The sequence below is a fragment of the Caulobacter sp. AVps18 genome (genome assembly GCF_058681425.1).
In genome coordinates this window covers 840,138-865,391 of the sequence record NZ_CM178737.1, presented here as the reverse complement: position 1 = coordinate 865,391, position 25,254 = coordinate 840,138, and the positions used below count along the sequence as shown (strand labels likewise).

General features: G+C 65.9%; 26 protein-coding genes. 15 read left to right on the top strand and 11 right to left on the bottom strand.

Annotated features, from left to right (window positions below; all coding sequences use genetic code 11):
* Window positions 1–18: 18 nt before the first annotated feature.
* The 8 genes from ACW179_RS04155 to ACW179_RS04120 all read right to left on the bottom strand — a co-directional run bounded on the left by ACW179_RS04155 (window position 19) and on the right by ACW179_RS04120 (window position 10,283).
* Window positions 19–1,347: an O-antigen ligase family protein gene (locus tag ACW179_RS04155; protein ID WP_492063045.1), complete on the bottom strand. Its 1,329-nt coding sequence runs from the start codon at window positions 1,345–1,347 to the stop codon at window positions 19–21.
* Window positions 1,348–1,554: 207 nt separating this feature from the next.
* Window positions 1,555–2,826, bottom strand: coding sequence for a lipopolysaccharide biosynthesis protein (locus ACW179_RS04150; protein ID WP_492063044.1), 1,272 nt, complete (start codon window positions 2,824–2,826; stop codon window positions 1,555–1,557).
* The gene (locus tag ACW179_RS04145; protein ID WP_492063043.1) at window positions 2,823–4,130 is read right to left on the bottom strand and encodes a UDP-glucose dehydrogenase family protein; all 1,308 of its coding nucleotides are present in this window, start codon (window positions 4,128–4,130) and stop codon (window positions 2,823–2,825) included. Before ACW179_RS04145 ends, ACW179_RS04150 begins: the two co-directional genes overlap by 4 nt.
* A gap of 205 nt (window positions 4,131–4,335) precedes the next feature.
* Entirely contained in the window at window positions 4,336–5,991 is a 1,656-nt protein-coding gene (locus ACW179_RS04140) for a lysine--tRNA ligase (protein WP_492063042.1), read from the bottom strand.
* Window positions 5,992–6,059: 68 nt separating this feature from the next.
* On the bottom strand, window positions 6,060–6,311 hold the full coding sequence (locus tag ACW179_RS04135) for a hypothetical protein (RefSeq protein WP_492063041.1): 252 nt from the start codon (window positions 6,309–6,311) through the stop codon (window positions 6,060–6,062).
* Window positions 6,312–6,725: 414 nt separating this feature from the next.
* The gene (locus ACW179_RS04130; protein WP_492063040.1) at window positions 6,726–8,345 is read right to left on the bottom strand and encodes an AbgT family transporter; all 1,620 of its coding nucleotides are present in this window, start codon (window positions 8,343–8,345) and stop codon (window positions 6,726–6,728) included.
* A gap of 81 nt (window positions 8,346–8,426) precedes the next feature.
* The gene (locus ACW179_RS04125; protein ID WP_492063039.1) at window positions 8,427–8,858 is read right to left on the bottom strand and encodes a DUF1330 domain-containing protein; all 432 of its coding nucleotides are present in this window, start codon (window positions 8,856–8,858) and stop codon (window positions 8,427–8,429) included.
* 108 nt (window positions 8,859–8,966) lie between these two features.
* Window positions 8,967–10,283, bottom strand: a complete 1,317-nt coding sequence (locus ACW179_RS04120) for an acyl-CoA dehydrogenase family protein (protein ID WP_492063038.1) — start codon at window positions 10,281–10,283, stop codon at window positions 8,967–8,969.
* Window positions 10,284–10,411: 128 nt separating this feature from the next.
* Here ACW179_RS04120 and ACW179_RS04115 point away from each other — a divergent pair, with 128 nt between their 5' ends.
* The 13 genes from ACW179_RS04115 to sugE all read left to right on the top strand — a co-directional run bounded on the left by ACW179_RS04115 (window position 10,412) and on the right by sugE (window position 20,211).
* Window positions 10,412–10,837, top strand: coding sequence for a hypothetical protein (locus tag ACW179_RS04115; RefSeq protein ID WP_492063037.1), 426 nt, complete (start codon window positions 10,412–10,414; stop codon window positions 10,835–10,837).
* A 348-nt stretch (window positions 10,838–11,185) separates the two neighbouring features.
* Window positions 11,186–11,503, top strand: a complete 318-nt coding sequence (locus ACW179_RS04110) for a DUF8200 family protein (protein ID WP_492063036.1) — start codon at window positions 11,186–11,188, stop codon at window positions 11,501–11,503.
* A gap of 141 nt (window positions 11,504–11,644) precedes the next feature.
* Entirely contained in the window at window positions 11,645–11,884 is a 240-nt protein-coding gene (locus ACW179_RS04105; RefSeq protein WP_492063035.1) for an acyl-CoA thioesterase domain-containing protein, read from the top strand.
* 179 nt (window positions 11,885–12,063) lie between these two features.
* Window positions 12,064–12,618: a F0F1 ATP synthase subunit delta gene (locus ACW179_RS04100; protein WP_492063034.1), complete on the top strand. Its 555-nt coding sequence runs from the start codon at window positions 12,064–12,066 to the stop codon at window positions 12,616–12,618.
* A 50-nt stretch (window positions 12,619–12,668) separates the two neighbouring features.
* Complete coding sequence (gene atpA, locus ACW179_RS04095) at window positions 12,669–14,201, top strand: F0F1 ATP synthase subunit alpha (protein WP_492063033.1); 1,533 nt, start codon at window positions 12,669–12,671, stop codon at window positions 14,199–14,201.
* Window positions 14,202–14,235: 34 nt separating this feature from the next.
* The gene (locus tag ACW179_RS04090; RefSeq protein ID WP_492063032.1) at window positions 14,236–15,114 is read left to right on the top strand and encodes a F0F1 ATP synthase subunit gamma; all 879 of its coding nucleotides are present in this window, start codon (window positions 14,236–14,238) and stop codon (window positions 15,112–15,114) included.
* Between the two features lie 56 nt (window positions 15,115–15,170).
* Window positions 15,171–16,799, top strand: a complete 1,629-nt coding sequence (gene atpD / locus ACW179_RS04085) for a F0F1 ATP synthase subunit beta (RefSeq protein WP_492063031.1) — start codon at window positions 15,171–15,173, stop codon at window positions 16,797–16,799.
* A complete protein-coding gene (locus tag ACW179_RS04080; RefSeq protein ID WP_492063030.1) occupies window positions 16,799–17,047 on the top strand; it encodes a hypothetical protein in 249 nt (82 codons plus the stop codon). The genes atpD and ACW179_RS04080 overlap by 1 nt, the downstream gene beginning before the upstream one ends.
* Window positions 17,047–17,307 (top strand): ATP synthase F1 subunit epsilon, encoded by a 261-nt coding sequence (locus ACW179_RS04075; RefSeq protein WP_419319068.1) that lies wholly within the window; start codon window positions 17,047–17,049, stop codon window positions 17,305–17,307. Before ACW179_RS04080 ends, ACW179_RS04075 begins: the two co-directional genes overlap by 1 nt.
* A 404-nt stretch (window positions 17,308–17,711) precedes the next feature.
* Window positions 17,712–18,131 (top strand): hypothetical protein, encoded by a 420-nt coding sequence (locus tag ACW179_RS04070; RefSeq protein ID WP_492063029.1) that lies wholly within the window; start codon window positions 17,712–17,714, stop codon window positions 18,129–18,131.
* 3 nt (window positions 18,132–18,134) lie between these two features.
* A complete protein-coding gene (locus tag ACW179_RS04065; RefSeq protein ID WP_492063028.1) occupies window positions 18,135–18,680 on the top strand; it encodes a hypothetical protein in 546 nt (181 codons plus the stop codon).
* Window positions 18,681–18,964: 284 nt separating this feature from the next.
* Window positions 18,965–19,657: a hypothetical protein gene (locus ACW179_RS04060; RefSeq protein ID WP_492063027.1), complete on the top strand. Its 693-nt coding sequence runs from the start codon at window positions 18,965–18,967 to the stop codon at window positions 19,655–19,657.
* A 230-nt stretch (window positions 19,658–19,887) separates the two neighbouring features.
* On the top strand, window positions 19,888–20,211 hold the full coding sequence (gene sugE, locus ACW179_RS04055) for a quaternary ammonium compound efflux SMR transporter SugE (RefSeq protein ID WP_492063026.1): 324 nt from the start codon (window positions 19,888–19,890) through the stop codon (window positions 20,209–20,211).
* Window positions 20,212–20,425: 214 nt separating this feature from the next.
* On the opposite strand, the gene ACW179_RS04050 is transcribed toward sugE, so the two are convergent.
* The 3 genes from ACW179_RS04050 to ACW179_RS04040 all read right to left on the bottom strand — a co-directional run bounded on the left by ACW179_RS04050 (window position 20,426) and on the right by ACW179_RS04040 (window position 23,153).
* Entirely contained in the window at window positions 20,426–21,145 is a 720-nt protein-coding gene (locus ACW179_RS04050; RefSeq protein ID WP_492063025.1) for a M48 family metallopeptidase, read from the bottom strand.
* A 62-nt stretch (window positions 21,146–21,207) separates the two neighbouring features.
* Complete coding sequence (locus ACW179_RS04045) at window positions 21,208–22,470, bottom strand: polyhydroxyalkanoate depolymerase (RefSeq protein ID WP_492063024.1); 1,263 nt, start codon at window positions 22,468–22,470, stop codon at window positions 21,208–21,210.
* 89 nt (window positions 22,471–22,559) lie between these two features.
* A complete protein-coding gene (locus ACW179_RS04040; protein WP_492063023.1) occupies window positions 22,560–23,153 on the bottom strand; it encodes an SCO family protein in 594 nt (197 codons plus the stop codon).
* Window positions 23,154–23,207: 54 nt separating this feature from the next.
* On the opposite strand from ACW179_RS04040, the gene ACW179_RS04035 reads away from it, so the two are divergent.
* On the top strand, window positions 23,208–24,608 hold the full coding sequence (locus tag ACW179_RS04035; RefSeq protein ID WP_492063022.1) for an ActS/PrrB/RegB family redox-sensitive histidine kinase: 1,401 nt from the start codon (window positions 23,208–23,210) through the stop codon (window positions 24,606–24,608).
* A 76-nt stretch (window positions 24,609–24,684) separates the two neighbouring features.
* On the top strand, window positions 24,685–25,245 hold the full coding sequence (locus ACW179_RS04030; RefSeq protein ID WP_492063021.1) for an ActR/PrrA/RegA family redox response regulator transcription factor: 561 nt from the start codon (window positions 24,685–24,687) through the stop codon (window positions 25,243–25,245).
* Window positions 25,246–25,254: the final 9 nt, after the last annotated feature.

The following is a 25,254-nucleotide window of genomic DNA, read 5'->3' as shown; positions in this document are numbered from 1 at the left end:
GCCGTGTCGAACGACGGATCACGCCGTCGCCGGCTCGGCAGAGCCCGCAGATCCGCGCCGGGCGCGCATCTCGCTGTAGCGCAGCTTCACGGCAGAGGCCCGGGTCAGCAACATCAGGAAGGTGGCCACATTGGGCACCAGGGTGTCGCGCGCTTCGGTGAAGCCCGCCCCCAGCACCGCCAGGGCCAGGATGGCGGCAGTGATGTCGCCGCGATTGACGTTGGCCTGGGTGGATCCGATGACCACGATATAGAGGTAGCCGCCGACAAAGGCCGTCAGGCCCAGCACACCGATCTCGCCCAGCAGGGCCAGATACATGTTGTGAACGCTCATGTTCACATCGTTGACGAAGGTCTCGGAGATCATCTTGTTGATCACCGAGGTGCCGGTCACGAACGAGCCGGGGCCACGCCCCAGGACCATGTGGCCTTCGAAGAAGCGCAGATAGAGGTTCCAGCCCGACTCGCGGTTGCGCAGGCTCTGGCCCTTTTCGAGGGCCTCGGTGATCGCCGGCAGCACATAGTTGATGGTCAAGGCCAGGACGACCAGAAAGGCCACGATCACCAGCACCTTGAAGGCGGCGGTGACGCGGATCTGCTTGAGCTGGCGCAGCAGGATCAGGAAGCCCGTGCCGACCATCATCATGCCCAGGGCGGTGCCCGACTGGCTGAGCACGGCGATTGCGGCGCACAGGGCCAGCACGCCCCAGCGGAAGATGTTGGCACCGCTGGTGTAGGACAGGATGAACAGGAAGCCGATGGCGCCGAACCAGCCGCAGGTGTTCTTGTGCAGGAACAGGCCGCGCATCAGCGTCCGGCCGTTGCCCTGCATGGAGCCCCATTCGGGCTTGGCGACGAACAGCAGCAGCGAGATCAGGGCGACGATCGAGAAGGTAAAAGCCACCACGGTCCCGATGTGCCGGCCCGAGCTCTGGGTCCCGATGGACAGGGCCGCGCAGGCCATGGCGGTCCAGAGCGTCAGGAACCAGAGGGAATTGGCAGGGTCGTCGCCCAGGGCCGATGACAGAAGGGCGATGCACCAGAAGGCGGCCAGGGGACCAAAGCCGCCCAGCAGGGCGTAGACCGGTCCGCGAATGAGCGCGCCCATGAAGCCCAGGGCGATCACCATCCACAGCGCCGAGCGGAATGCGCCGCCGCCCACCCGCTGGATGGTGAAGAAGAAATCGACGCCGTTCTGAGGCCAGAACCACGCCGTCGAGAACTCGATGATACCCATGGCCAGGGCCAGCGACAGGGCGATGCCCAGCGTCATGGCCAGGAAATCCTGCACCGGCGCGTCGAGGCCGGGCTGGGTGACGATCATCCGGGGGCTATCGCTGAGGGCCATATCTAATCCAGATCTACGCCGCGTCCGGTGACGCCCGGGTCGAGTTTGCCAAACCTGCCCGGCCCACGCCAGAGCATGGCGAGCGGGCAAGGCCGGCGCTCAGGTCGCACAACGCGCCCTTAACCGCCTGAAGGTGTGACCTTTTATCCTTATCAAATCTTTCCATTTGACGAAGATGAGGCGGCGCGCCGCGTGCGAGCGTCTTTCTCAGGCCTGGGCGGGCGCCGTGGGCGGGGTGTCGCGCAGGCTGAACAGCAGGATCCACAGCGTGGCGGCGATGGCCGCATGGCCGCCGACGAAGGCCGCGACCACGCCCCACATGCCGCCAAACTTGGCCCCGGCCGCCAGACCCGCGCTGAACACGACGGTGGCCAGGGTGAAGATCACGGTGCGCAGGCCCTGCCGGCCGGCCCCGGTCAGGGCGTCGGCGGCGGGATATTGCACGGCCATCAGCGGCAGGGCGCAGGCCAGGCCCAGCGTGATGGCGGTGGTCTCGGCAAAGCCCTCGCCCATCAGGGCCGGGATCTTCAGAGCCGCCACCGCGACGCCTGCCCCGCAGGCCAGGCCGATGGCCAGTTGCAGCGGCGCGCAGCGGATGGCGAACTTGCGGGTCGCCGCCAGCCCGCCGGCCGCCCCATGGGCGAAGAACCGCGGATACAGCAGCCGGTTGGCAATCTGGATGGGAAACAGGGCCAGCTGGGCGACGCGTGAGGCGGCGGCATAGGCACCGATCAGCGAGCCCTGGGCCACGGCGGCCATCATGGCCCGGTCCAGGTTGCCCTGGGCGGCGCGAGCGGTCTGGTTGACCGAGAACAGAACCCCCGTGCCGAACTCGGCGCGCTCGATATGCAGGCTGGGCGGCCCATAGCGCCGCACGACCATGGCCAGATAGAGCGCGGAGGTGACGATGGCATAGCCAGCCGTGAACCAGATCCAGGTCTCGACCTGCTTGACGCCGCCAAAGCCCAGTACCGCCGCAGCCAGGGCGAAGCGGCTTACGGCCGAGAACAGTCGCACGAAACTGGCGCGAACCACCTCGCGGTGGGCCACGAAGACGTTCTCGACACTGGCCGCCACGCGAGCGTTCAGCGTGTCGGTGGCCAGCATCACGATCAGGGCCAGCGGGGCGATGGCGATATGCAGCAGCTGGGTGGCGATCAGATAGGCTGCGCCCACGCAGACCGGCAGGCTGAGCAGGCCCAGCCAGACCGAGTTGCCGAAATAGTCACCGAACCGCTCGGGCCGCTGGACGATGGCGCGCACCAGAATATCGCCCGAGCCCAGACCCACGACCTCGACCACCACCACGGTCAGGGCCATGGCGGCGGCCAGCTGGCCAAACTGGGCCGCGCCCAGCGACCGGCCCATCAGCACGAAGGTGCCGAGCTGAAAGACCAGGGCCGCCAGGGTCGGGGCGAAAGAGATGGCGAAAGACCGGAGCTCGGGCTTTCCGGCCAGTTCGCGCAGGCGTGCGATCATGCGCGCCCGATGGAGGTATAGGTGAATCCGGCGCGGACCATGTCGGCGGGCTTGTAGACATTGCGCAGGTCGACGACGACGGGGGCCTTGAGGGCGGACTTGAGGCGGTCCAGGTCGAGCGCCCGGAACTGGTCCCATTCGGTGAGGATCAGCAGGACGTCGGCACCCTCTGCCGCCTCATAGGGGCCGGCGGCGAAGGTCACGCCCGGCAGCATCTTGACCGCCTCGTGGCCGCCTTCGGGGTCGAAGGCCTGGACGCTGGCGCCCATGGCCTGCAGGGCCGGCAGGATGTCCAGGCTGGGGGCGTCGCGCATGTCGTCGGTATTGGGCTTGAAGGTCACGCCCAGCACACCGACGGTCTTGCCCGACAGATCCTGCGAGCCCAGGGCGGCGGCGACCTTGGTGGCCATGGCCTTCTTGCGGGCGTCGTTGATCTCGACGGTGGCCTCGATCAGCCGGGTGGGCGCGCCATAGTCCTGGGCGGTCTTGACGAGAGCGATGGTGTCCTTGGGGAAGCACGAACCGCCATAGCCGGGGCCGGCATTGAGGAACTTGCCGCCGATGCGCTTGTCCAGGCCGATGCCCTTGGCCACCTGCTGGACGTCGGCCCCGACCTTTTCGCACAGGTCGGCCATCTCGTTGATGAAGGTGATCTTCATGGCGAGGAAGGCGTTGGCGGCATACTTGATCAGTTCGCTGGTGCGCCGGCCGGTGAAGACGATCGGCGTCTCGTTCAGCGACAGCGGGCGATAGAGCTCGCGCATCACCGCCTGGGCGCGCTCGTCCTCGGTGCCGACGACGACGCGGTCGGGACGCTTGAAGTCCTCGATGGCGGCGCCTTCGCGCAGGAACTCGGGGTTGGAGACCACGGCGAACTGGGCGTCGGGGCGCACGCGCTTGGTGATGGCCTCGACCTCGTCACCGGTGCCCACGGGCACGGTCGACTTGGTGACGATGACGGTGAAGCCCTCGATCAGGCCGGCGATCTCTTCGGCGGCGGCATAGACATAAGAGAGGTCGGCATGCCCGTCGCCGCGCCGGGTGGGGGTGCCCACGGCGATGAACACCGCGTCGGCTTCCTTGATGGCGGCCGCGCCTTCGAGCGTGAAGGACAGGCGGCCCTCGCGCACATTGCGCGCCACCAGATCATCCAGGCCCGGTTCGAAGATCGGGATCTCGCCCCGCTCCAGCCGCTCGATCTTGCTCGGATCCTTGTCCACGCAAGTCACCACGTGACCAAAGTCCGCGAAACAAGCCCCGGACACCAGTCCGACATAGCCCGTGCCGATCATCACTACGCGCATGGAGTCCTCTTTGGCGGCCGCCCCGCGCCGGGAGCGAAATAAAACATCGGTCGCTCGTCACGCTTTTCGCGCGGCGGCGCAACCGCAGAGGCGTCACAGACGCCGGGAAATTTTCAGCTGGCCGGACATGGGGCGGATCGGGTCAGAAAGCGCCCGCCGCACGCACGAACCTGCCAATGGCCCGGTCGGCGGGCCGAACTGCCCGCTAGCCGAGTTTTTCGTCAATCAGCGCGATCGTCCGGTCCAGACCGAAGATCGCCGCGAAGGAGCCAAAGCGTGGCCCCTGGCTCTGCCCTAGCAGCACTTCGTAAAGAGCTTGGAACCAGGCGCGCAGCGGATCGAATTCGTGGTCCTTGCCGACCGCAAACACCTCGTTCTGGATCAGTTCGGCGTCCTGGCAGCCTTCCGGCAGGGCGGCGAGGCGGGCGCGAAGGTCGACGATCGCCGCGCGCTCGACGTCCGTCGGGGCGCGGAAGGTCTTCGAGGGCTTCACGAAGTCCTCGTAATAGTTGATCGCATAGCCGGCCAGGCGGTCCAGCAGCGGCTGGCTCTGCGGCGTCGCGCCGTCCACGTAACGGCCCAGGAAGCCCCACAGGATGTCCTTGGTCGAGGCGTCGGCGGCCGAGACGAGATTCAGCATCAGGCTGAACGACACCGGCGAGCCCTGCTGCGGCGGCTTGCCCGAATGGACATGCCAGGCCGGATTGTCGATCTGCTTGGCCGGCTCCTGCTTCTGGAAGGCGTCCAGCTGCTGCAGATATTCGTCCGTCGCCTTGGGAATGACGTCGAAATAGAGCTTCTTGGCGCTCTTGGGGCTCTGGAACATGTAGTAGGCTAGGCTCTCGGGCGCGCCGTAGCGCAGCCACTCGTCCATGGTCAGGCCGTTGCCCTTGGTCTTGGAGATCTTCAGGTTGTTCTCGTCCATGAAGAGTTCGTAGTGGAACCCTTCCGGCGGCGAGCCGCCCAGCACCTTGCAGACCTGGTTCGACAGACGGACGCTATCGATCAGGTCCTTGCCGCTCATCTCGTAGTCGACGCCGAGCGCCGTCCAGCGCATCGCCCAGTCGGGACGCCACTGCATCTTGACGCCGCCGCCGGTGACCGGAACCTCGGTCAGTTCGCCGTCCTCGTCGCGGAACACGATCGTGCCCTTCGACACGTTGCGCTCCAGGGTCGGGACCTGCAGCACCTTGCCGGTCTTGGGGCTGATCGGCAGGAACGGCGAATAGGTGGCCCGGCGCTCTTCGCCCAGTGAGGGCAGCATGATCTTCTGGATGGCGTCGAAGCGCTCCAGGGCGATCAGCAGGGTCTCGTCAAAGCGGCCGCCGCGATAGCAGTCGGTCGAGGACACGAACTCATAGTCGAAGCCGAACCCGTCAAGGAACGTGCGCAGGCGGGCGTTGTTGTGATGGCCAAAGCTCTCGAACTCGCCATAGGGGTCGCGGACCACGGTCAGCGGCTTGTCGAGGTCGGGGATCATGACCTCGCCGTTCGGCACATTCGGCGGGATCTTGCGCAGGCCGTCCATGTCGTCGCTGAACGAGATCAGGCGCGTGGGGATCGCATCATCGGTCAGGGCGCGGAACGCCGCGCGGACCATGGTCGTGCGCGCCACCTCGCCAAAGGTGCCCATGTGCGGCAGGCCCGACGGGCCATAGCCGGTCTCCAGCACCACCGGTTTGCGTAAGCCCTCCAGGGTGGCGACCGCTTCGTCGGTCTTGCCGGCGTGGATCAGGGTCGCGGCGAGATCGCGCTCGGCGTCGGACAGGCGCAGACGCAGGGTGCGGGCCAGCAGGGCGCGCGCCTGCTCGAACGGCCAGGCGCGTGCGTCGCGGGCGAGGGGGGAGAGGCCTTCAAACATGCGGGCGGTATAGGGCGAAGTGGCGGTGGTGGCTAGGTTTTGGGTGAGGGGGTGGCTTTAGTGACCGCTCATCCTAGTTCATCGGGTCCGCGAATTGACCGGGCAACGAGCTTGACCACAAAGAAGACCAGGAAGGCGCACAACGTCGTCGTTGAAAATTGCAGCGCCTGATTCAAGCGGAAATCCCAAACGAGGACCGAGGGCCAACCCTCAACCCATCCCTGAATCAGATAGGCCATGAGAGGGAACGAGCCGACGGGGAGAGCGCATACTTTCAGGAACCGCAGGCTCCAATTCCAGAGCTCGGTAGCCTTACTCATGTAGCGCCTCCGCCAGTCCAAACGAAGCCGGCCTCCGCCGCAGCGGAGGCTGGCGCGCCCTGAAACCCTTGGCGGAATTGGAGCTCTGAGGTCAGGCCGTGTCAATGACGGCGCGCCGCGCCGCCGCGCGCGGCCGGCCTCTGGCCGGTCATTGACACGGCCTGACCTCAGAGCAAGCTCGCCTCCAAGGATTTAAGGCGAGGCCTCGCCGCTGGCGGCCTTCCGTTTCACACTCCCCTCCCCTTCAACCGTCATTCCCGCCCTTGTGGCGGGAATCCCTGGTTTCGCTGACCCGTGAGACGCCAGCGAAGTGCGCGCGCACTTCGCCCCTTCCGCACCTGCGGCGGATCGAGAGGTTCCCGCCACAAGGGCGGGAATGACGGAGGGGTATGAGGGATTGCCCCCGCCTACTCCCTATTTCAACAACCCACCCGGCGGCGTGTAGTGCACCTGGGCGCCCGGACCCAGCGGCCAGTCGAAGGCCACCCAAGCCAGGGTCATGACCACGCCGGCCACCATGAAGGCCAGGGCGTAGGGCAGCATCAGGGCCAGCAGCGAGCCGACGCCCATGCTGTTGTCCCACCGCCTCGTCATGGCCAGGACCAGCGGGAAATAGCTCATCAGTGGGGTCATCAGATTGGTGAAGCTGTCGCCCATCCGATAGGCGGCGGTGGTCATTTCCGGCGAGATGCCCAGCAGCATGAACATCGGCACCACCACCGGGGCCAGGGCGCTCCACTTGGCCGAAGCCGAGCCGATGAACAGGTCCAGCACCGACGAGAAGCCCAGCACGCTGACCAGCAGCAGCGGGGCCGGCAGGTTCATGGCCTTCAGGGCCTCGGCCCCGTGGATGGCGGCGATGGGACCCAGACGCGACCAGTTGAACATGGCCACGAAATGGGCGGCGAAGAAGGCAAAGACGATATAGGGGGCCACCGAGCGCACCCCCTCGGCCATCATGATCACCACGTCCTTGTCCGAGCGTACCGCGCCGACGCCGACCCCGAAGGCCACGCCGCAGGCCAGGAACAGCAGCATGAAGCCGGCGATCAGGGCGCTGTAGAACGGGGTCAGCTGGGCGGGACCGGTCTTGGTCTCGTCGATCAGGGGGGTAAAGCCGGGGATCAGGGTCAGGGCCGCAAACAGCGCCACTACGGCGAGAGCCGCCAGACCGGCCAGCTTCAGGCCGCGCTTTTCCTCTGGCGTCACCGCCGACTTGGCCAGTTCGGCCTTCAGGCTGTCATCGGCCTCGCCGCCCCAGGGGCCCAGGCGCGGCTCGATCACCCGGTCGGTCAGGAACCAGGCGATGGGCGTGAAGATGAAGACGATGGCCAGGATGTACCACCAGTTGCCCAGCGGGTTCATGGTCCAGGTCGGGTCGATGATCCGGGCCGCTTCCTGGGTGAAGCCAAACAGCACCACGTCGAACTGGCCCGGCGTCAGATTGCCGGCGAAACCGCCCGACACGGCCGCGAAACCGGCCGCGATGCCGGCCAGCGGATGGCGGCCCACCGCAGCGAACAGCAGACCCGCCAGAGGGATGAACACCACATAGGCCGCGTCGGAGGCATGGTGCGAGACCATGCCGATCACCACCACCAGCGGGGTCAGGATCACCTTGGGCGCCTCGCGCAGGCTGGCCCGGATCAGGGCGCTGAACAGGCCCGAACGCTCGGCCACCGCCGCCCCCAGGATCACCACCAGCACCAGGCCCAGGGGGGCGAAGCTGGTCAGGGTCTTGGGCATTTCGGTGAACAGCCGGGCCAGATTGGCCTCGGAAAACAGGCTGCTGGCCGCATAGGTCAGTATGCCGTTTTCCAGCTCGCCGAACTGCGGGGCCTCGTCGCCGCCATAGGTGATCGAGGCCGACCAGCCCAGCGCCTGGCCCACGGCTGACAGGACCATCAGGCCCAGGATCAGCCAGACGAAGATCATGACGGGTTCGGGCAGCAGATTGCCCAGTCGCTCCACCGCGCCCAGAAAGCCCTTTTGTCGAACCGACGAGGTCGGATCGGAAGTCTTCGCACCACTCATGCAAAAGCCCGGTTCTAGCTAGAGACCCCCGCCTCATGGCCTAGGGCTATCGAGCTTGGCTTTGCGCGTAAAGAGGGGGTCCTACTCGCCGAACCCGTCGCCCGGCGTTAGCGGGGCCAGGCGGATCAGGCGAGAGTCCTCGACGGCGGCCTGTCGGTGCTTGACCCACTCGCGATAGTCGGGGTCGGTGACCATGGCCAGGAAGGCCTTGGCATCGGGATATTCGGCGATGAAGGCCAGGTCCCAGCGCTCGTCCGCCGGGCCGGTGACGACGGTCTCAGGGCGTCCGGCCCAGATCTGGCGACCGCCGACCCGCTTGAACAGCTCAGCCGTGGTGCGGCCATAGGCGCGATAGGCGTCCAGCCCGCTCAGGCCCTTGCCGTGGTCGGGATGGTCGGCCGGATAGTCGGCCTGGGGGCGGAGGCGGACCAGGTTCAGCATCTGGATCGGCCTGTCGCGCGGCAGGGCCTTGAAGGCGTCGAACTGGGCGCGGGTGGGGTCGATGCTGGACATGGTTCCTCCGGGGCGACGCTTGGGCGTTCAGTGGATGACTATCGGTCAGGGCTGCCGCCGCGGCCAGACCCTTGCCGGAGGGCTCCGGCCCGGATCACGGCGGGATGGTCAGGTCGGGCGAGACTCTACGGTCTCCATGTCCGCGAAGGCTTTGCGGCGCGGGCCCAGATAGCCGAACAGCCAGGCGGCCACTTTGCGGATCTGGATCTCCTCGCTGCCCTCGGTGATCCGGTAGCGGCGGTGGTGGCGATAGATGTGCTCGAACGGCTTGTGGCGGGAGTAGCCGATGCCGCCGTGCACCTGCATGGCCCGGTCGGCGGCCTCGCAGACCAGCCGGTTGGCCTGATAGTTACACATCGAGACCTTGTCAGAGAGGCGCTTTTCCACCTCCGGCTTGGTCATCTGGTCCATCTCCCAGGCGGTCTTGCGGATCAGCAGGCGCAGCATCTCCGCGGTGCTGGCCAGCTCGACCAGCGGGAACTGGATGGCCTGGTTCTCGGCCAGGGGCTTGCCGAACGGCTTGCGCACTCTGGCGTACTTCACGCTCTCTTCTATGCAGAACACCGCCGCCCCCAGGCTGGAGGCGGCCTGGCGGATGCGGTTCTCGTGCACGAAGTGCTGGGCCAGGGCCAGTCCCTGGCCTTCGGGCGCGAACATCGCTGAGTCCGGCACCCACACATCAGTGAAGCTGACTCTGGGGTGGTCGGTGGGCATGTTGAAGGTCCAGAGATACTCCTCGATCTTCACGCCCGGCGCATGGGCCGGCACGAGGAACGCCGTGATGCCCTTGGCCTCGCCGTCCTGCCCGCTGGTGCGGGCGAACAGGCAGCAGTGGGTGGCGGCGTGCATGCCGGTGGTCCACATCTTCTCGCCATTGATCCGCCAGCCGCTCTCGCCCTTGTGGACCTCGCGCACCGCGCGGGTTTCCATGAAGGTGGCGTCCGAGCCATGGTCGGGCTCGGTGAGGCCAAAGGTCGGGCGAAAGGCGCCCTTGTCGAGCATGTCGGTGATCAGGTGCTGCTGATCGGGCCGGCCAAAATCGCGGATCATCAGCACGAACGGATTGTTGCCGACGATCGAGTGCTCGTTCTGCAGGTCGTTGAACAGGCCAAGGCCCTTGCTGGCCAGGTGCTCGCGGATCACCGCCATCCAGAGGTTGGAGCCGTCCTGGCCGCCGAACGCGCGCGGCAGGGCGAAACGGTAGTGGCCGGCGGTGTCAGCCAGCCTGCGGGCCTTGGCCAGCAGTTCCTCCCAGTCGTGACGGGGCAGGCCGCCGGCGTCCCAGTCGGTGCGGGCCCATTCGCGGCGGTGGTCAAAGAAGCGCTCGTTGTCGTCGCGAGCCTGAAGCGGCGCGATCTCGTCAGCGATGAACTGGTCCAGGACCGTCAGATAGGCGGTCAGTTCCGGCGGTAGGTTGAAGTCCATGGCCTTGCCTCCCAGGCACTCTTCTTGCTTGCCGCGAGTATGCGCCCGCCTTTGGGGCGGCCAACCGTGCCGTTGCGGAACAGCGGGCTATTCGGGGTCTTGACCCCGGCTGTGCTGGGCCCTGAGCCATGATCGCGCTGGTTACCGCCGCACTGCTGGGTGCCATGCTCGGCCTGTCGGTTCGTCCCCGACTGCTGGGCGTTGTCGCCGCTGTCGGCACCGTCGGCCTTATAGAGGTCGGGGTGCTGGTTCTGATCAGCCAGCTGGCACTGCAGCCCAACCGCCAACACCTGATCACCCAGCTTCAGTTCGTCTTTGGGACGGGTACGCTCGGGGTGGCCATGCCTGTGCTTGCCGCCCTGGTGAGTGCGTGGATGGCCTCGATCATGGAGCAGATTTCGGACCGCCCAAGGTCTGGTCAGTTGCTCACCGCCGACGGGATCCGGCGCAAGGTCGGCAAGGATGGTCGCTATGCCCGGCTTGAAGGCATGGTCGAGGAGCGGGCCATCCATGCCCGGGCCGAAAGCCGGATCGACCAGATCCTGGGCCTCTAGAGCGGGTTGCGATCTGATGCAATCCGATCACCCACTCTAGTCTTCTGTTTTGACGCGCGTTTCATTCCGAAAACCGGTTCCCACTTTTCGGAACGCGCTCCAGCCGGACGTCTGATCGGTCGCCAAAACCCCTGGGCTTTGGCCGTTTTCAAAAAAAATCGAGCGCCGCCAAATTTCGCTTGCGCTATTGCCTATCACTGATATCTAAGCAGTGCTTAGTTCAGCCTTCTGGCGCCGGTGGGGATACCGGTGCCTGATCCCGAAGGTCGGACGCCAGTAACTTGCACATCTAAGCGTCTCACCGATCACCGATCTTTGCACAACTCCCCTGAACGTTGGAGGGCTCTAATGAAGCTCCGTACCTTTGCGGCTGTCGCCGCCCTGTCCGTGTCCATGTTTGCCGGCGCCGCCCTGGCGGATGGCCGTGTCGCCGCCGCCCTGGAAGCGCCGGTTGCCGCCAAGACCAAGATCGTCGCCGGCGGCGCCGTCTTCGTCTGCGACGGTGCCGAATGCGTCTCGACTCATGCGCCCTCGCGCGCCATCACCGCCGCCGCCTGCAAGGCCCTGGCCAAGGAAGTGGGCCGCGTTTCGGCCTTTGGCGGCGAGACCAAGTCGCTGGACGCAGACGACCTGGCCCGCTGCAACGCCTCGGCCAAGGCCGCCTGAGGCCGGGCTGACCTTTCAGTACCCAGACGCGTTGGGACATTCGTCCCGTCTGGCTGTTTTCCTCGAGCATTCGCCTGATGGGGCGGCGGGCTGGTCCCGCCGCCCTTTTTCTTTCTCGCCGTCGGGACTAGGGAAGAGATCATGACCGCGTCCCTTGCCGCCCAGATCGAAGCCGCGCTGCGCGACGCCGCCGGCGCCGACACACGCCCGTCCTCCCTGACTATTGATTATGGTTCGGAGGGCCAGGATGAGGATCTTGCTGTCCGCGCCTGGGTCGAGCGGGCCACCCGCAGCCTCGTCTTCGCCCAGGTCGAGGCCCGGCGCCGCAACGGAAGCCTCGCGGCCGCCGGATCGGCTGTCTTTCGTCGTGTTGAGGCTTGATCGCGCCGGTTTGGTTGCGACTGCGAAAAGCCCGTGTTATCAGGCGCGCGGCTTCGGACCGAGCGACGCGCCAGCGTCGGTCGTCCATGTGCTTTTTTCAAGCGCGCTCAAGCCTTTAAGCCGGGATAAGGGGTAATCTTCTTGTCTGCGGCCATTGCAACGCACCGGGCGGATACCAAGTGGCGGACGAAACCAAGGCGACGGATGCGGGTCAGCGTTATGCGCAGTCCCTGTTCGAATTGACGATTGAAGGCAATCAGCTGACCAAGGTCGAAGCCGACCTGAAGTCGCTGAGGGCGATGTACGCCGACAGCGCCGATCTGCGCCGCCTTGTCGCCTCGCCGGCCTTCTCCGCCCAGGACAAGGCCACGGGCCTGGCCGCCATCGCCAAGAAGGCCGGCTTCCAGCCCCTGACCAGCAAGTTCCTCGGCCTGGTCGCCGCCAATGGCCGCGCCGGCGACCTGATGGGCGCCATCACCGCCTTTTCCGAAATGTCGGCCAAGCATCGCGGCGTGGTTTCCGCCGAGGTGACCTCGGCCACGGCCCTGACTGCCGCCCAGTTGAAGGGCGTCCAGACCGCTCTCGCCGAGGCCCTTGGCAAGACCCCCGAACTTTCGACCCGCGTCGACCCGTCCATTCTGGGCGGCGTCAAGGTGCGTGTCGGCTCCCGCCTGTTCGATGCTTCGCTCCGTTCGAAGCTCGATTCCCTGAAATTCGCCCTGAAGCGCGCCTAAGCGTATAAGCGCGCCCAAACGATAAAAATCGCAGAGAGCCCAAGACAGCCATGGACATCCGCGCCGCCGAAATCTCGGCCATCCTCAAGTCGCAGATCGCCAATTTCGGCGAAGACGCCGCCGTGTCCGACGTCGGCCAAGTGCTGTCCGTCGGTGACGGCATCGCTCGCATCTACGGTCTGGACAACGTCCAGGCCGGCGAAATGGTCGAATTCCCGAAAGCCGGCGTGAAGGGCATGGCCCTGAACCTGGAGCGCGACAACGTCGGTTGCGTGATCTTCGGTCAGGACCAGGCCATCAAGGAAGGCGACGAAGTCCGTCGCCTCGGCGAGATCGTCGACGTTCCGGTCGGCCGCGGCCTGCTGGGCCGCGTCGTCAACCCGCTGGGCGAGCCGATCGACGGCAAGGGCCCGATCGTTTCGACCGAGCGTCGCCGCGTCGACGTCAAGGCCCCGGGCATCATCCCGCGCAAGTCGGTGCACGAGCCCGTGCAGACCGGCCTGAAGTCGATCGACACCCTGATCCCCGTCGGCCGCGGCCAGCGCGAACTGATCATCGGTGACCGTCAGACCGGCAAGACCGCCGTCGCCATCGACACCATCCTGAACCAGAAGGCCGCCAACGCCGGCACCGACGAGAGCGCCAAGCTCTATTGCGTCTATGTCGCCATCGGCCAGAAGCGTTCGACCGTTGCCCAGATCGTCAAGACTCTCGAAGAGCACGGCGCCCTGGAATACACCATCGTCGTCGTGGCCTCGGCTTCCGAGCCGGCCCCGCTGCAGTACCTGGCCCCGTTCTCGGGCTGCGCCATGGGCGAGTGGTTCCGCGACAACGGCCTGCACGGCCTGATCATCTATGATGACCTGTCCAAGCAAGCCGTCGCCTACCGCCAGATGTCGCTGCTGCTGCGCCGCCCGCCGGGCCGCGAAGCCTATCCGGGCGACGTGTTCTACCTGCACTCCCGCCTGCTGGAACGCGCCGCCAAGCTGAACGAAGACAATGGCTCGGGCTCGCTGACGGCTCTGCCGATCATCGAAACCCAGGCCAACGACGTGTCGGCCTACATCCCGACCAACGTGATCTCGATCACCGACGGCCAGATCTTCCTGGAAACCGACCTGTTCTACCAGGGCATCCGCCCGGCCGTGAACGTCGGTATCTCGGTGTCGCGCGTCGGTTCGTCGGCCCAGATCAAGGCCATGAAGCAGGTTGCCGGTGCGATTAAGGGCGAGCTGGCCCAGTATCGCGAAATGGCCGCCTTCGCCAAGTTCGGCTCGGACCTCGACGCCTCGACCCAGAAGATGCTGGCCCGCGGCGAGCGCCTGACCGAGCTGCTCAAGCAGCCCCAGTATTCGCCGCAGGCCGTCGAAGAGCAGGTCTGCGTGATCTATGCCGGTACGCGCGGCTATCTCGACAAGATCCCGACCAGCAGCGTTCGCCGCTTCGAAAGCGAACTGCTGGCGCGTCTGCACAGCCAGCACAAGGATCTGCTGGACGGCATCCGCACCAAGAAGGCGCTCGACAAGGATCTGGAGAACACGCTGAAGAGCGCGCTCGACAGCTTCTCGTCGACCTTCGCCTAAGCCCCCTCGGAACGCTCGGAGAGAGTAGCGCCGAATGGCCAGCTTGAAGGAAATGCGCAATCGGATCTCTAGCGTCAAGGCGACGCAAAAGATCACGAAAGCGATGCAGATGGTGGCGGCAGCCAAGCTGCGCCGGAGCCAGGATGCGGCTGAAGCCGCCCGTCCCTACGCCCGGCGCCTGGCTTCGGTGATCGCCAACCTGGCGGCCGGCGTGTCGGGAGACGGGGCTCCGGCCCTGCTGACCGGCACCGGTCGCGATGACCGCCACCTGGTCATTGTCGCGGCGGCCGATCGTGGTCTGGCCGGCGGCTTCACCTCGTCGATCGTCCGGGCTGCGCGCCTGCACATCGACGGGCTGATCGCCCAGGGCAAGGACGTGAAGATCGTCTGCGTCGGCAAGAAGTCGACCGTGCAGCTGCGCCGGCTCTATGCCGAACGCATCGTCGAGAACTTCGACCTGTCGGCCTATCGCCAGTTCACCCTGTCGGTGGCCCAGCCGATCGCCGACGTCGTTACGCGCCTGTATGAAGCCGGCGACATCGACGTGGTCACGCTGTTCTACAGCCGCTTCAAGTCGGTGGTCACCCAGACCCCGACGGCGCTGCAGCTGATCCCGGCGGTTGTCGAAGGCGGCGCTGCCCCGGCTGCCGGCGCTTCGGCGGTTTACGAGTATGAGCCCTCGGAAGAGGCCATCCTCGAGACCCTGCTGCCGCGCAACCTGACGGTCCAGATCCTGTCGGCCCTGCTCGACAACATGGCCGGCTTCTATGCCAGCCAGATGACGGCGATGGACAACGCCACGCGCAACGCCGGCGACATGATCAAGCGCTACACCCTTGAGTACAACCGTTCCCGCCAGGCCCAGATCACCAAGGAGCTGATCGAGATCATCTCCGGCGCCGAAGCCGTCTGATCAAAAGCCTAACGTAAAAAACGCACGCACGAGCACGCACGAAAGACCCGCACGCCATGGCCAAGACCCCCGCTAAGGCTCCCGCCGCCGCCGCTGAAAAGCCGGTTGCCGCCAAGACGCCCGCCGCCCCCAAGGCCGCCGCCGCCCCCAAGGCAGCGGCTGCTCCCAAGGCTCCCGCCGCCAAGAAGCCGGCCGCCCCCAAGGCCGCTGCGCCCAAGGCGACCCAGGCCGCTCCCGCCACCATCGGCGCAGCGACCGGCAAGCTGGTTCAGATCATCGGCGCCGTCGTCGACGTCGAGTTCACCGGTGAACTGCCGGCGATCCTGAACGCCCTTGAAACCATCAACCAGGCTTCCGGCCAGCGCCTGGTGTTCGAAGTTGCCCAGCACCTGGGTCAGAACACCGTCCGCGCCATCGCCATGGACGCTACCGAAGGCCTCGTGCGCGGCCAGGCCGTGCGCGACACCGGCGAGTCGATCCGGGTTCCGGTCGGTCCCGGCACCCTGGGCCGCATCATGAACGTCATCGGCGAGCCGATCGACGAGCAGGGCCCGATCAAGTCGGACATCTTCCGCACCATCCACCGCGACGCCCCCAGCTTCGCCGAGCAGACCAACACCGCTGAAGTGCTGGTCACGGGCATCAAGGTCATCGACCTGATGTGCCCCTACACCAAGGGCGGCAAGATCGGCCTGTTCGGCGGCGCCGGCGTCGGCAAGACCGTGACGATGCAGGAATTGATCAACAACATCGCCAAGGCTTACGGCGGTTATTCGGTTCTGGCCGGCGTGGGTGAGCGCACCCGCGAAGGTAACGACCTGTATCACGAGATGATCGAGTCCAACGTCAACACCGACCCGAAGGCCAATAACGGCTCGACGGAAGGCTCGCGTTGCGCCCTCGTTTACGGCCAGATGAACGAACCCCCCGGCGCCCGCGCCCGCGTGGCCCTGACCGGCCTCTCCATCGCTGAGTATTTCCGCGATGAAGAAGGCAAGGACGTGCTGCTGTTCGTCGACAACATCTTCCGCTTCACCCAGGCCGGCGCTGAAGTGTCGGCTCTGCTGGGCCGCATCCCCTCGGCCGTGGGCTATCAGCCCACACTGGCCACCGAGATGGGTAACCTGCAGGAGCGCATCACCTCGACCAACAAGGGTTCGATCACCTCGGTCCAGGCCATCTACGTGCCCGCCGACGACCTGACCGACCCGGCGCCCGCCGCCTCGTTCGCCCACCTTGACGCCACCACCGTTCTGTCGCGCGACATCGCCGCCCAGGCCATCTTCCCCGCCGTCGATCCGCTGGACTCGACCTCGCGGATCATGGACCCGCTGGTCATCGGCGAAGAGCACTACAACGTGGCCCGTTCGGTCCAGGAAGTGCTTCAGCAGTACAAGTCGCTGAAGGACATCATCGCCATCCTGGGCATGGACGAGCTGTCGGAAGAGGACAAGCTGACGGTTGCCCGCGCTCGCAAGATCTCGCGCTTCCTGAGCCAGCCCTTCCACGTGGCCGAGCAGTTCACCAACACGCCCGGCGCCTTCGTCGAGCTGAAGGACACCATCCGCTCGTTCAAGGGCATCGTCGAAGGTGAGTACGACCACCTGCCGGAAGCCGCCTTCTACATGGTCGGCGCCATCGAAGAAGCCGTGGCCAAGGCCGAAAAGCTGGCGAGCGAAGCTTGATGACCGACGAACACGATCTGGTTGGCTTCTGCTGCGAGGAGCTCGAGGACGCGGTCTCTTCGGACCCGGCCGACGCGCTTGTCCAGCATGACAGCGGCCTGATCCTGCTCAACCTTGGCGAACGGGAAGAAGAGGGTGAGACCGGCGTCGTGCTGGCCACCATCCGCTACTGCCCGTTCTGCGGCACCGAGATCCAAACCGACGAAGACGTCGAGGCGGCTCTCGGCGACGTGGAGATCGTGGAATAATGGCTAAGCTGCATTTCTCTCTGGTCGCTCCGGAACGCGAACTGTTCTCGGGCGAGGTCGATATGGTCCAGGCTCCGGGCGCTGAAGGTGACTTCGGCGTTCTGGCCAACCACGCCCCGTTCATGACGACGCTGCGCGAAGGCCGCGTCACCGTGAAGGACGGTGCGACCACCAAGCTGTTCGACATCCAGGGCGGCTTCGCCGATGTCGGCCCCGACGGCCTGACCATCCTGGCCGAACACGCGGTCGAGGCGGCGTAAAGCTTTTCGGCACGCGTTAGGGCATGAGCTCAAAGACGGCCCGGACGCGTGAGTGTCCGGGCCGTTTTCGTGTCTATCGAGCGGCAGGTCTGAGTCCGCTTTTCTGCGCGCCGCACAGGCCCCGCTCAGGCCCACCACACGCCACGCGCTGACGTAGCCAGACAACCTTTACGGGTGTAATGCGCGATGCTAAGGTTAAGCTTCTCGGAGTTTTTCCAATGCTTGCCGCCGTGTTTCTTGTGCTGGCCTTGGCGCAGCCTGCGTCGCAACAGGCCGGTGCCCCGGCCCCCACAGCCCCCGCCACGGTCGCGGCTCCGGCTCCGGCTCCGGCTCAAGTTCCGGCGGCTGCCCCATCAACCGCAAGCGTAACGAAGCTTCCCGCAGGAACGCTGGTTGAGGTTGAAATGGTCGACACCTTGAGCTCGGCCACCAGTAAGCTCTCCGAACGCTTCAAGCTTCGCCTCGCCGAGCCGATCACCTGGCAGGGTACAGAAGTGGCGCCGGCTGGAGCCATGGGCGAAGGCGAAGTGATTGACGTCGCGCGGTCGGGCATGGGCGGCAAGCAAGGCAAGCTGATCGTTTCCGCCCGCTACCTCGAGCTTGGTGGCCGGCAGGTCCGTGTCCGGGGCATGACCTTCATGGCCTCCGGCAAGAGCAGGGTGGATCTGGCGACGGGCGTGTTGCTGATCCCCTATGCCGGCATGGCGGCGGTGCTTGTCAAAGGCGGCGACATTGAAATGCCGGCAGGCGCGCGGGCCACCGTCCGGCTGGCCGAAGACGTGGAACTGCCGCTAGCTCCATCACCACCAGCAACAGGAAACTAACACGTGAAAATGGCCATGATCGTGGCGGGCGCCGCTGCGTCGCTTCTGCTCGGGACGACGGCGTTCGCTCAAGAGGCTCCCGCGCAAGAGGCACCAGCCCAAGCGGCTCCTGCTCAAGCGACACCTGCAACCACGCCGGAAGCGGCCTCTGAGAGCACAACGGCCGCCGGCGCGACTGCCCCGTCCGGCAAGGGTCTTATCTACTTCTTCCGCCCCGGGCGTCTGTCTGGCGCGATCTACACCTACCACATCGTCGAGGTCGGCGATGACGGCAAGGCGGCCAAGGACGCCCCCTATCTGGGCGATCTGCCCAATGGCGGTGCCTTCAGCCTTGAGGCCGAGCCCGGAATTCACAGCTACAACATCACTGGTCCGATGGCGATCAACAAGGCAGAGGATCGTCTGAGGATCGAAGTTGAGCCCGGCCAGACCTATTATATCGAACAGACCGTGCGCATGGGCCTCGTGACTGGCGGCTTCCGGCTGGTCCCGGCTGATGAGGCCCGGTTTAAGAGTTCGAAGGTCAAGCTCGACAAGGGCAAAAAGTAAACGGCTCGGGTGAGCGGAAGCGATCTGCCTCTCGCCTGGCTGCGGGGGGCTGGGTCCCTACGCCGCTCACCCGTCTGCCAAGCCTGCCAGGCTCCCCTTGGCTGCGAGGGGACGATCCGGATTTTCTGTCGTAAATCTGCTCTTCAATCGTCGCCCCTCTGCTGTCGGGACGAAAAAATTACACTTGTGGCCTCATCTACGTCGTAATCTGTCGCCATAAGGGTTGCGAGGGACCGCTTGTCGGTTTTAATGCCGACCTCTCGCTTGATGGGGATATCTCGATAATGCGCCTTGCGCTCGCCAGCCTGATCGCTCTCGGCATGGTCTCGACCGCCGCCGTCGCCCAGGAGCAAACTGCTCCGGCCCCCGCCGCTGTCCCGGCCCAGACGCCGGCCCAAGCTCCGGTTGACCCGGCTGCGCCCGTCGATCCGGCCGCTGCGCCGGTCGTGGCCGCGCCGGCGGCGGAAGCCGCTCCGGCCTATGTCGAACCCACCCGTCCGCCGCCCACCACCGATCCGGTCGCCCTCAAGCTGCTGGGCGTGCTCGACACGATCTGCAAGCCCGCCGTGGTCGGCGGCGACTTCCAGGCGCTGGTCAAGGCGGCCGGGCTGAAGAAGAAGAAGGAGCAGTGGTTCCTTGACCTGGGCAAGCCCTACCAGCTGTATCTGGACAATCCGGGCTCCAACAAGAACGTCTGCACGATCACCATCGAGTATGCTCAGGGCGACGTTCAGGCCCAGGCCCTGGCCACGGCCCTGCATGACTGGGCGAGCTGGGAAAACAGCCCGCAGCTGCGCCTGATCCGCAACGATCAGACCGTCGGCAGCGACTTCCGCCGCTTCACCGTCTCGTGGGACGACAACTGGGCGGCCGGTCACGCCGGTCTGGTCTATATGCGCCTGAAGAAGCTGGACGAGACCTCGGTCGGCAAGAACTTCGAGCGCGCCCAGGTCCTTTACAGCACCACCAGCCGCTAGAGCATTTTCCGATAAGTGTGAAACGGTTATCGGATCGAAAAATGCTCTAGACTTTTGATTTGGAGCCCTTTTCGCCCGACCCTGATGAAGCCATCAGGTCGGAAAGGGCTCTAGGGTCGGTTTGCTTGCCCCGGCAGCGGGGCAGTTCTATCTAGGAAAGGCGCGGGGACGACCCCGCGCCTTTTCACGTTTCCGGGGACGGCCCCGCTCTCTTTTTCGCGGAGCAGGTCATGGCCTGGATCATTCTCTTCATCGCCGGCCTGTTCGAGATCGGCTGGGCCGTGGGCCTGAAGTTCACCGAGGGCTTTACCCGGCCCATCCCCATCGCCCTGACGGCGATCAGCCTGGTGCTGTCGATGGGCCTGCTGGGCTGGGCCGTGAAGACCCTGCCGCTGGGCACGGCCTACGCCGTGTGGACCGGCATAGGCGCGGTCGGAACCGCCATTGTCGGCATTGTGCTGTTCAAGGAACCGGCCACAGCCGCCCGTCTGGCGTGCCTGGCCCTGATCGTGGCGGGCATACTGGGCCTGAAGCTGTTCACCCCGACGCCCTGATACCAACGGCCTTTGATCCTGACCTGAGAGGGCTCAAATCTGAACATATCCCGTCACCCCGGGACTTGTTCCCGGGGGCCATGGGTCAGCGTCATCGTGAGCGTTTATTCTGCCCCGCACCTGCGGTGGAACAATGGGCCCCGGGAACAAGTCCCGGGGTGACGGGATATACAGGGCGCAAGGAGTCGGGCTTAGCGGCGCTTGGTATGAGCCCCTACGCCCCGATCGCGTGCAATTCGGCCGCATGGGCGCGCAGCCAGCGGCGATGCGGGGCCGGATCGCCGACCAGCCTTTCGCACAGCGCCCAGAAGTTGGGCCCGTGATTGGCTTCGATCAGGTGGGCGCATTCGTGGGCGGCCACATAGTCGGCCACCTCGGCCGGTGCCAGGATCAGCCGCCAGCTATATCGGATCGCAGCGGGAACGCCTGGCCGCGCGGGCCGGCAAGAGCCCCAGCGCGCCTTGGGATCGGCCACCGCCACGCTGGGCATGGGACGGCCCAGGGCGGCGGCGTGGACAGCAGTGCGCTCGGTCAGGACGGTGATGGCCTCGCGCTTGGCCAGGCGCAGGATCTTCAGGCCCCAGTTGGCATCGTCCGGCGCGATCAGGGCCTCTTCCGTCATGCGCGGCCGGCCGGGGGCCTGCTCCAGCCGGTAGGGCTTGCCGTTCAGGCGCAGCACGCCGCCGGGCGCAAGACTGATGCGGCCGGGCAGGGCGGCCAGCTGCCCTGCGATCCAGGCCGATTTTTCATGGGCGAAGGCGGCGGCTTCCGAGAGGCGGCGCGGGCTGGGGGCCAGGGCCACCACCTCCGACTTGGCGCGATCGACCCGCAGCGAGATGCGCCGGGCCCGTCCGTCGACCTTCAGCCGCACGGGACAGCCGGCCACATCCAGCCGGTCGCCGTCGGAAAAGCGCGGGGCGCGAAGCAGAGCCATGTCCCTACATCGCGTCTGCAGGCAGACGGCGCAAGACCGCCGCGCCCATCAGGCCCTGTCGATCAGGCCTCGTCCGGGAAGTTGGGATCGCTCTTGCGGATGAACGACCGAACCCGGGGATAGATCTCCTCGCGGAACCGGCGGCCGTTGAACACGCCGTAGTGGCCGACGCCGGGCTGGACATAGTCGGTCTTCATCTCGCCTGGCAGGTTCGAGCACAGGGTGTGGGCCGCCTGGGTCTGGCCGATGCCCGAGATGTCGTCTTTCTCGCCCTCGACCGTCATCAGGCCGATGTCGGTGATCAGGTCAGGCCGGACCAGACGGCCGCGATGGCTCAGCTCACCCTTGGGCAGCAGGTGCTGCTGGAAGACGATGTCGATGGTCTGCAGATAGAACTCTTCGGTCAGGTCCAGCACCGACAGATACTCGTCGTAGAATTCCAGGTGCTTGTCGGCGCTGTCGCCGTCGCCCTTCACCAGGTCCTGGAAATAGCGCTTGTGGGCTTCCTGGTGCTTGGCCTTGTTCATGCTCATGAAGCTGGCCAGTTGCACGAAGCCCGGATAGACGCGCCGGCCCACGCCCACATAGGGCGGCGGCACGGTGTAGATCATGTTGGACTGGAACCAGGCGAAGGGCTTCTCCTCGGCCAGGGTATTGGTCACGGTCGGCGACAGGCGCGCATCGATGGGCGAGCCCATGAAGGTCATGCTGGCCGGGCGCGAGGGGTGGTTGTCCTCGGCCATCAGGGCGGCGGCGGCCAGTACGGGCGGTCCGGGCTGGCAGACGGCAACCACATTGGGGCGGGGGCCCAGAACGCCCAGCATCTGGATGATGTGGTCGATATAGTCGTGGAAGTCGAAGCGGCCCTCCAGCATCGACACTTCGCGGGCATTGACCCAGTCGACGATGAAGACAGCGTGGTCGGGCAGGAAGGCCTCGACCGTGCCGCGCAGCAGAGTGGCGTAGTGCCCTGAGAGGGGGGCGACGATCAGCACGGCCGGATCGAGCGAGAACTTGCCGGCGCGGCGCATGTCGGCCATGTCGCGGTCGAACTGGATCAGCCGCGCCCACGGGCTTTCCCAGACTACGGTAGGCCGCACCCGCACATCGACCTGGCCGACCTTGACGGTGTCGATGTTCCAGGCCGGCTTGCCGTAACGCCGGGTGACGTTCGAGAACAGGTCGGCACCCGCGTGGATTCGGCGGCCCATATCAGTGTTGGCGGCAGGATTTAGCGGAGAGCCCCAAAAGTTCCGTGCGACCCTGGCGGCTTCGCGCAGGGGTGAGGAGGCGTAATAGGCCGCTTCATGAAGGGCGTAGAGCATGGCGCATCCAATATGTTGCGCCGCAGCATAGCATATCGAAACCTAAGAAAGTCCACACAGAACCGCAGCCCGGTGAACCGGGCCTGCGATCAGCGCCCCTGCATGGCGTCGTTGATGCGCCGTGCGATGTCTTCAGGCGGCAGGTTGTAAGGGATGACCGTGCTGAAGCGGCCCTTGGGATCCATCAGATAGATCGCGGTCGAGTGGTCGATCGTATAGCCGGGACCCTCGCCGACCTTGGCGTAGTAGACGCGATAGGCCTTGGCCGCCGCGGCGACCTGTTCAGGCGTGCCGGTCAGGCCCAGCGTGGTCTTGGGCACATAGTCGGCCGACACATAGGCATTCATCTGCTTCACATCGTCGCGGCCTGGATCGACCGAGATGAAGACGATCTGCAGATCCTTGGCCTTGGGGCCCAGGATATCGGTCGCCGCCGCCAGGCCCTGAAGGGTGCCGGGGCAGACATCGGGGCAGTAGGTGAAACCGAAGAAGACCGCGCTCCACTTGCCCTTCAGCGCCTTTTCAGTGGTCGGCTTGCCGGTCTGGTCGACCAACTGGAAGGGGCCGCCGACGGCTGCCGGGGCGGGGGCTGGGGTGAACACCCCGGCCCTCCAGGCCAGACCCGCCAGGATGACCGCACCCACCAGGCACGTCAGGATCAGGATCAGTCGGTGACGAGGCATGCGTATTTTACCTTTCGCTCTCGCCAGACGGGATATTCTGGACAATCCTGCGACATGGCTGACGTTTCGTTCGATAGAGCGCCCAACGACCAGCGTGCGAAGGGGCTCGATAATCCGGGCGCTGATCCGGCGCAAGATGATGACTGGTCCTGGGCCGCCCCGGGGCTGCGTCGCGGTCGTCTGCGGGTTCGATCGCTGCTGGCCCAGCGCTGGCTGGCGGTGGGTGGCCAGACGGCGGCTCTGCTGTTTGTCGGGTTGGTGCTCAAGCTGCAGATCCCCTGGGCCCTTTGTTTTTCGCTGATCGCCCTGTCGGCCTGGCTGAACGTCTTGCTGGGCCTGGCGTCGACCGGACAGCGGCTGGCGCGCGAGGGCGAGGCCACCGCCCAGATCGCCTTCGACATCCTGCAACTGACCGGCCTGCTCTATCTAACCGGAGGGGCGCAGAACGTCTTCTCCCTGCTGCTGATTGCGCCCGTCACCCTGGCGGCGGCCACCCTGCCGGCGCGCTATGCCCTGGGGCTGGGCCTGCTCGCCGTGGCCTGCACCATCCTGCTGGCCTTCTTCCATATGCCGGTGCCGACCCTGATGGGCGCGCCGTCGGCGCCCGAGCCCAGTCCCCAGGTTCTGGCGGTCATGGTTGTGGCGCGCATTCTGGGCATCGTCATCACCGGCGCCTACGCGTGGCAGGCGGCCAGCGAGTCGGCGCGCATGGAGCTGGCCCTCAATGTCACCGAGACGGTGCTGGCGCGCGAGCAGCGACTGTCAGCCCTGGGTGCCCTGGCCGCGGCGGCGGCGCATGAACTGGGCACGCCCCTGGCCACCATCTCGGTCGTGGCCCGTGAAATGGCCCGCAACGCCCCGGATGATCAGACGCGCGAAGACGCCGAACTGATGATCGGCCAGGCCGCGCGCTGTCGCGAGATCCTGCAGCGCCTGACCGAGATGCCCGAGGCCACCGACGCTGTGCATGAGCGCATGAGCCTGTTGCAGCTGGTCCAGGACGTCATTGAGCCGCATCTGGTGCACGGTGTGCGGGTCGAGGCCGTGGTCAATGGCCCGTCCGGCGAGACAGCCCCTGATATCTGGCGGCGACCCGAGGTGATCCACGCCATGACCTCGATCGTTGAGAACGCGGTCGACTTCGCCCGCGCCGAGGTGCTGGTCATTGCCCGTTTCGACCAGCGCTCGGTTGTGATCGAGGTTCGCGACGATGGCCCGGGCTTTTCTCCTGAAGTTCTCGCCAAGCTGGGCGAGCCCTATGTGACCACGCGGCCAGGTGCCGAAGGCTCACGAACGGGGCACATCGGCATGGGGTTGGGCTTCTTCATCGCCAAGACCTTGCTCGAAAGAACCGGGGCTGCGGTGGATTTTCGCAATGGACGTCGTGGCGGGGCGGTGGTCTCGGCGCGTTGGCCAAGGTCGGCGCTTGAAGCGCCCGGTTACACGGGGGCTTGATGCAAATGGTTTTAGCGCGACATGATGCGAAGTAACGACACGCGGTTGAGTAGATGCGCGGGGAGGCGCTAGAGTCATGGCGGATATTGGTGAGCTGGTCGCGGCCCTGCCCGACAAGACCTTGCTGCTACTGGACGACGATGCGCCGCTCAGAACGCGTCTTGGGCGCGCTCTGGAACAGCGCGGTTTTCTTGTGACCCTCGCGGCTTCTGTCGCCGAGGCCCTGGCCTTGTTGCGCAGCCAGCCTGCGCCCGCCCATGCGGTGCTGGACATGCGACTGGAGGACGGCACGGGGCTTAAGGTGGTCGAAGCGGTGCGCGACGCCCGACCGGACGCCAAGATCATCATGCTGACCGGTTATGGCAATATCGCGACCGCTGTTGCGGCTGTGAAGGCCGGGGTTGTCGACTATCTGTCCAAGCCTGCCGACGCCGACGAAGTGTCCAGGGCGCTGCTCGCCGCCAAGGACGCTGCACCAACGCCTCCGGAAAATCCGATGAGCGCCGACCGCGTGCGGTGGGAGCATATCCAGCGGGTCTATGAGATGTGCGGTCACAACGTGTCCGAGACGGCGCGGCGCCTGAACATGCACCGGCGCACCCTGCAGCGGATCCTGGCGAAAAGGGCACCGCGGTAGGGCATTGGG

Bases quoted from the DNA above. Each gene is read 5' to 3' on its own strand.
- ACW179_RS04155 (WP_492063045.1), bottom strand. From the start codon at position 1,347: ATGGCCCTCAGCGATAGCCCCCGGATGATCGTCACCCAGCCCGGCCTC.
- ACW179_RS04150 (WP_492063044.1), bottom strand. From the start codon at position 2,826: ATGATCGCACGCCTGCGCGAACTGGCCGGAAAGCCCGAGCTCCGGTCT.
- ACW179_RS04145 (WP_492063043.1), bottom strand. From the start codon at position 4,130: ATGCGCGTAGTGATGATCGGCACGGGCTATGTCGGACTGGTGTCCGGG.
- ACW179_RS04140 (WP_492063042.1), bottom strand. From the start codon at position 5,991: ATGTTTGAAGGCCTCTCCCCCCTCGCCCGCGACGCACGCGCCTGGCCG.
- ACW179_RS04135 (WP_492063041.1), bottom strand. From the start codon at position 6,311: ATGAGTAAGGCTACCGAGCTCTGGAATTGGAGCCTGCGGTTCCTGAAA.
- ACW179_RS04130 (WP_492063040.1), bottom strand. From the start codon at position 8,345: ATGAGTGGTGCGAAGACTTCCGATCCGACCTCGTCGGTTCGACAAAAG.
- ACW179_RS04125 (WP_492063039.1), bottom strand. From the start codon at position 8,858: ATGTCCAGCATCGACCCCACCCGCGCCCAGTTCGACGCCTTCAAGGCC.
- ACW179_RS04120 (WP_492063038.1), bottom strand. From the start codon at position 10,283: ATGGACTTCAACCTACCGCCGGAACTGACCGCCTATCTGACGGTCCTG.
- ACW179_RS04115 (WP_492063037.1), top strand. From the start codon at position 10,412: ATGATCGCGCTGGTTACCGCCGCACTGCTGGGTGCCATGCTCGGCCTG.
- ACW179_RS04110 (WP_492063036.1), top strand. From the start codon at position 11,186: ATGAAGCTCCGTACCTTTGCGGCTGTCGCCGCCCTGTCCGTGTCCATG.
- ACW179_RS04105 (WP_492063035.1), top strand. From the start codon at position 11,645: ATGACCGCGTCCCTTGCCGCCCAGATCGAAGCCGCGCTGCGCGACGCC.
- atpA (WP_492063033.1), top strand. From the start codon at position 12,669: ATGGACATCCGCGCCGCCGAAATCTCGGCCATCCTCAAGTCGCAGATC.
- ACW179_RS04090 (WP_492063032.1), top strand. From the start codon at position 14,236: ATGGCCAGCTTGAAGGAAATGCGCAATCGGATCTCTAGCGTCAAGGCG.
- atpD (WP_492063031.1), top strand. From the start codon at position 15,171: ATGGCCAAGACCCCCGCTAAGGCTCCCGCCGCCGCCGCTGAAAAGCCG.
- ACW179_RS04080 (WP_492063030.1), top strand. From the start codon at position 16,799: ATGACCGACGAACACGATCTGGTTGGCTTCTGCTGCGAGGAGCTCGAG.
- ACW179_RS04075 (WP_419319068.1), top strand. From the start codon at position 17,047: ATGGCTAAGCTGCATTTCTCTCTGGTCGCTCCGGAACGCGAACTGTTC.
- ACW179_RS04070 (WP_492063029.1), top strand. From the start codon at position 17,712: ATGGTCGACACCTTGAGCTCGGCCACCAGTAAGCTCTCCGAACGCTTC.
- ACW179_RS04060 (WP_492063027.1), top strand. From the start codon at position 18,965: ATGCGCCTTGCGCTCGCCAGCCTGATCGCTCTCGGCATGGTCTCGACC.
- sugE (WP_492063026.1), top strand. From the start codon at position 19,888: ATGGCCTGGATCATTCTCTTCATCGCCGGCCTGTTCGAGATCGGCTGG.
- ACW179_RS04050 (WP_492063025.1), bottom strand. From the start codon at position 21,145: ATGGCTCTGCTTCGCGCCCCGCGCTTTTCCGACGGCGACCGGCTGGAT.
- ACW179_RS04045 (WP_492063024.1), bottom strand. From the start codon at position 22,470: ATGCTCTACGCCCTTCATGAAGCGGCCTATTACGCCTCCTCACCCCTG.
- ACW179_RS04040 (WP_492063023.1), bottom strand. From the start codon at position 23,153: ATGCCTCGTCACCGACTGATCCTGATCCTGACGTGCCTGGTGGGTGCG.
- ACW179_RS04035 (WP_492063022.1), top strand. From the start codon at position 23,208: ATGGCTGACGTTTCGTTCGATAGAGCGCCCAACGACCAGCGTGCGAAG.
- ACW179_RS04030 (WP_492063021.1), top strand. From the start codon at position 24,685: ATGGCGGATATTGGTGAGCTGGTCGCGGCCCTGCCCGACAAGACCTTG.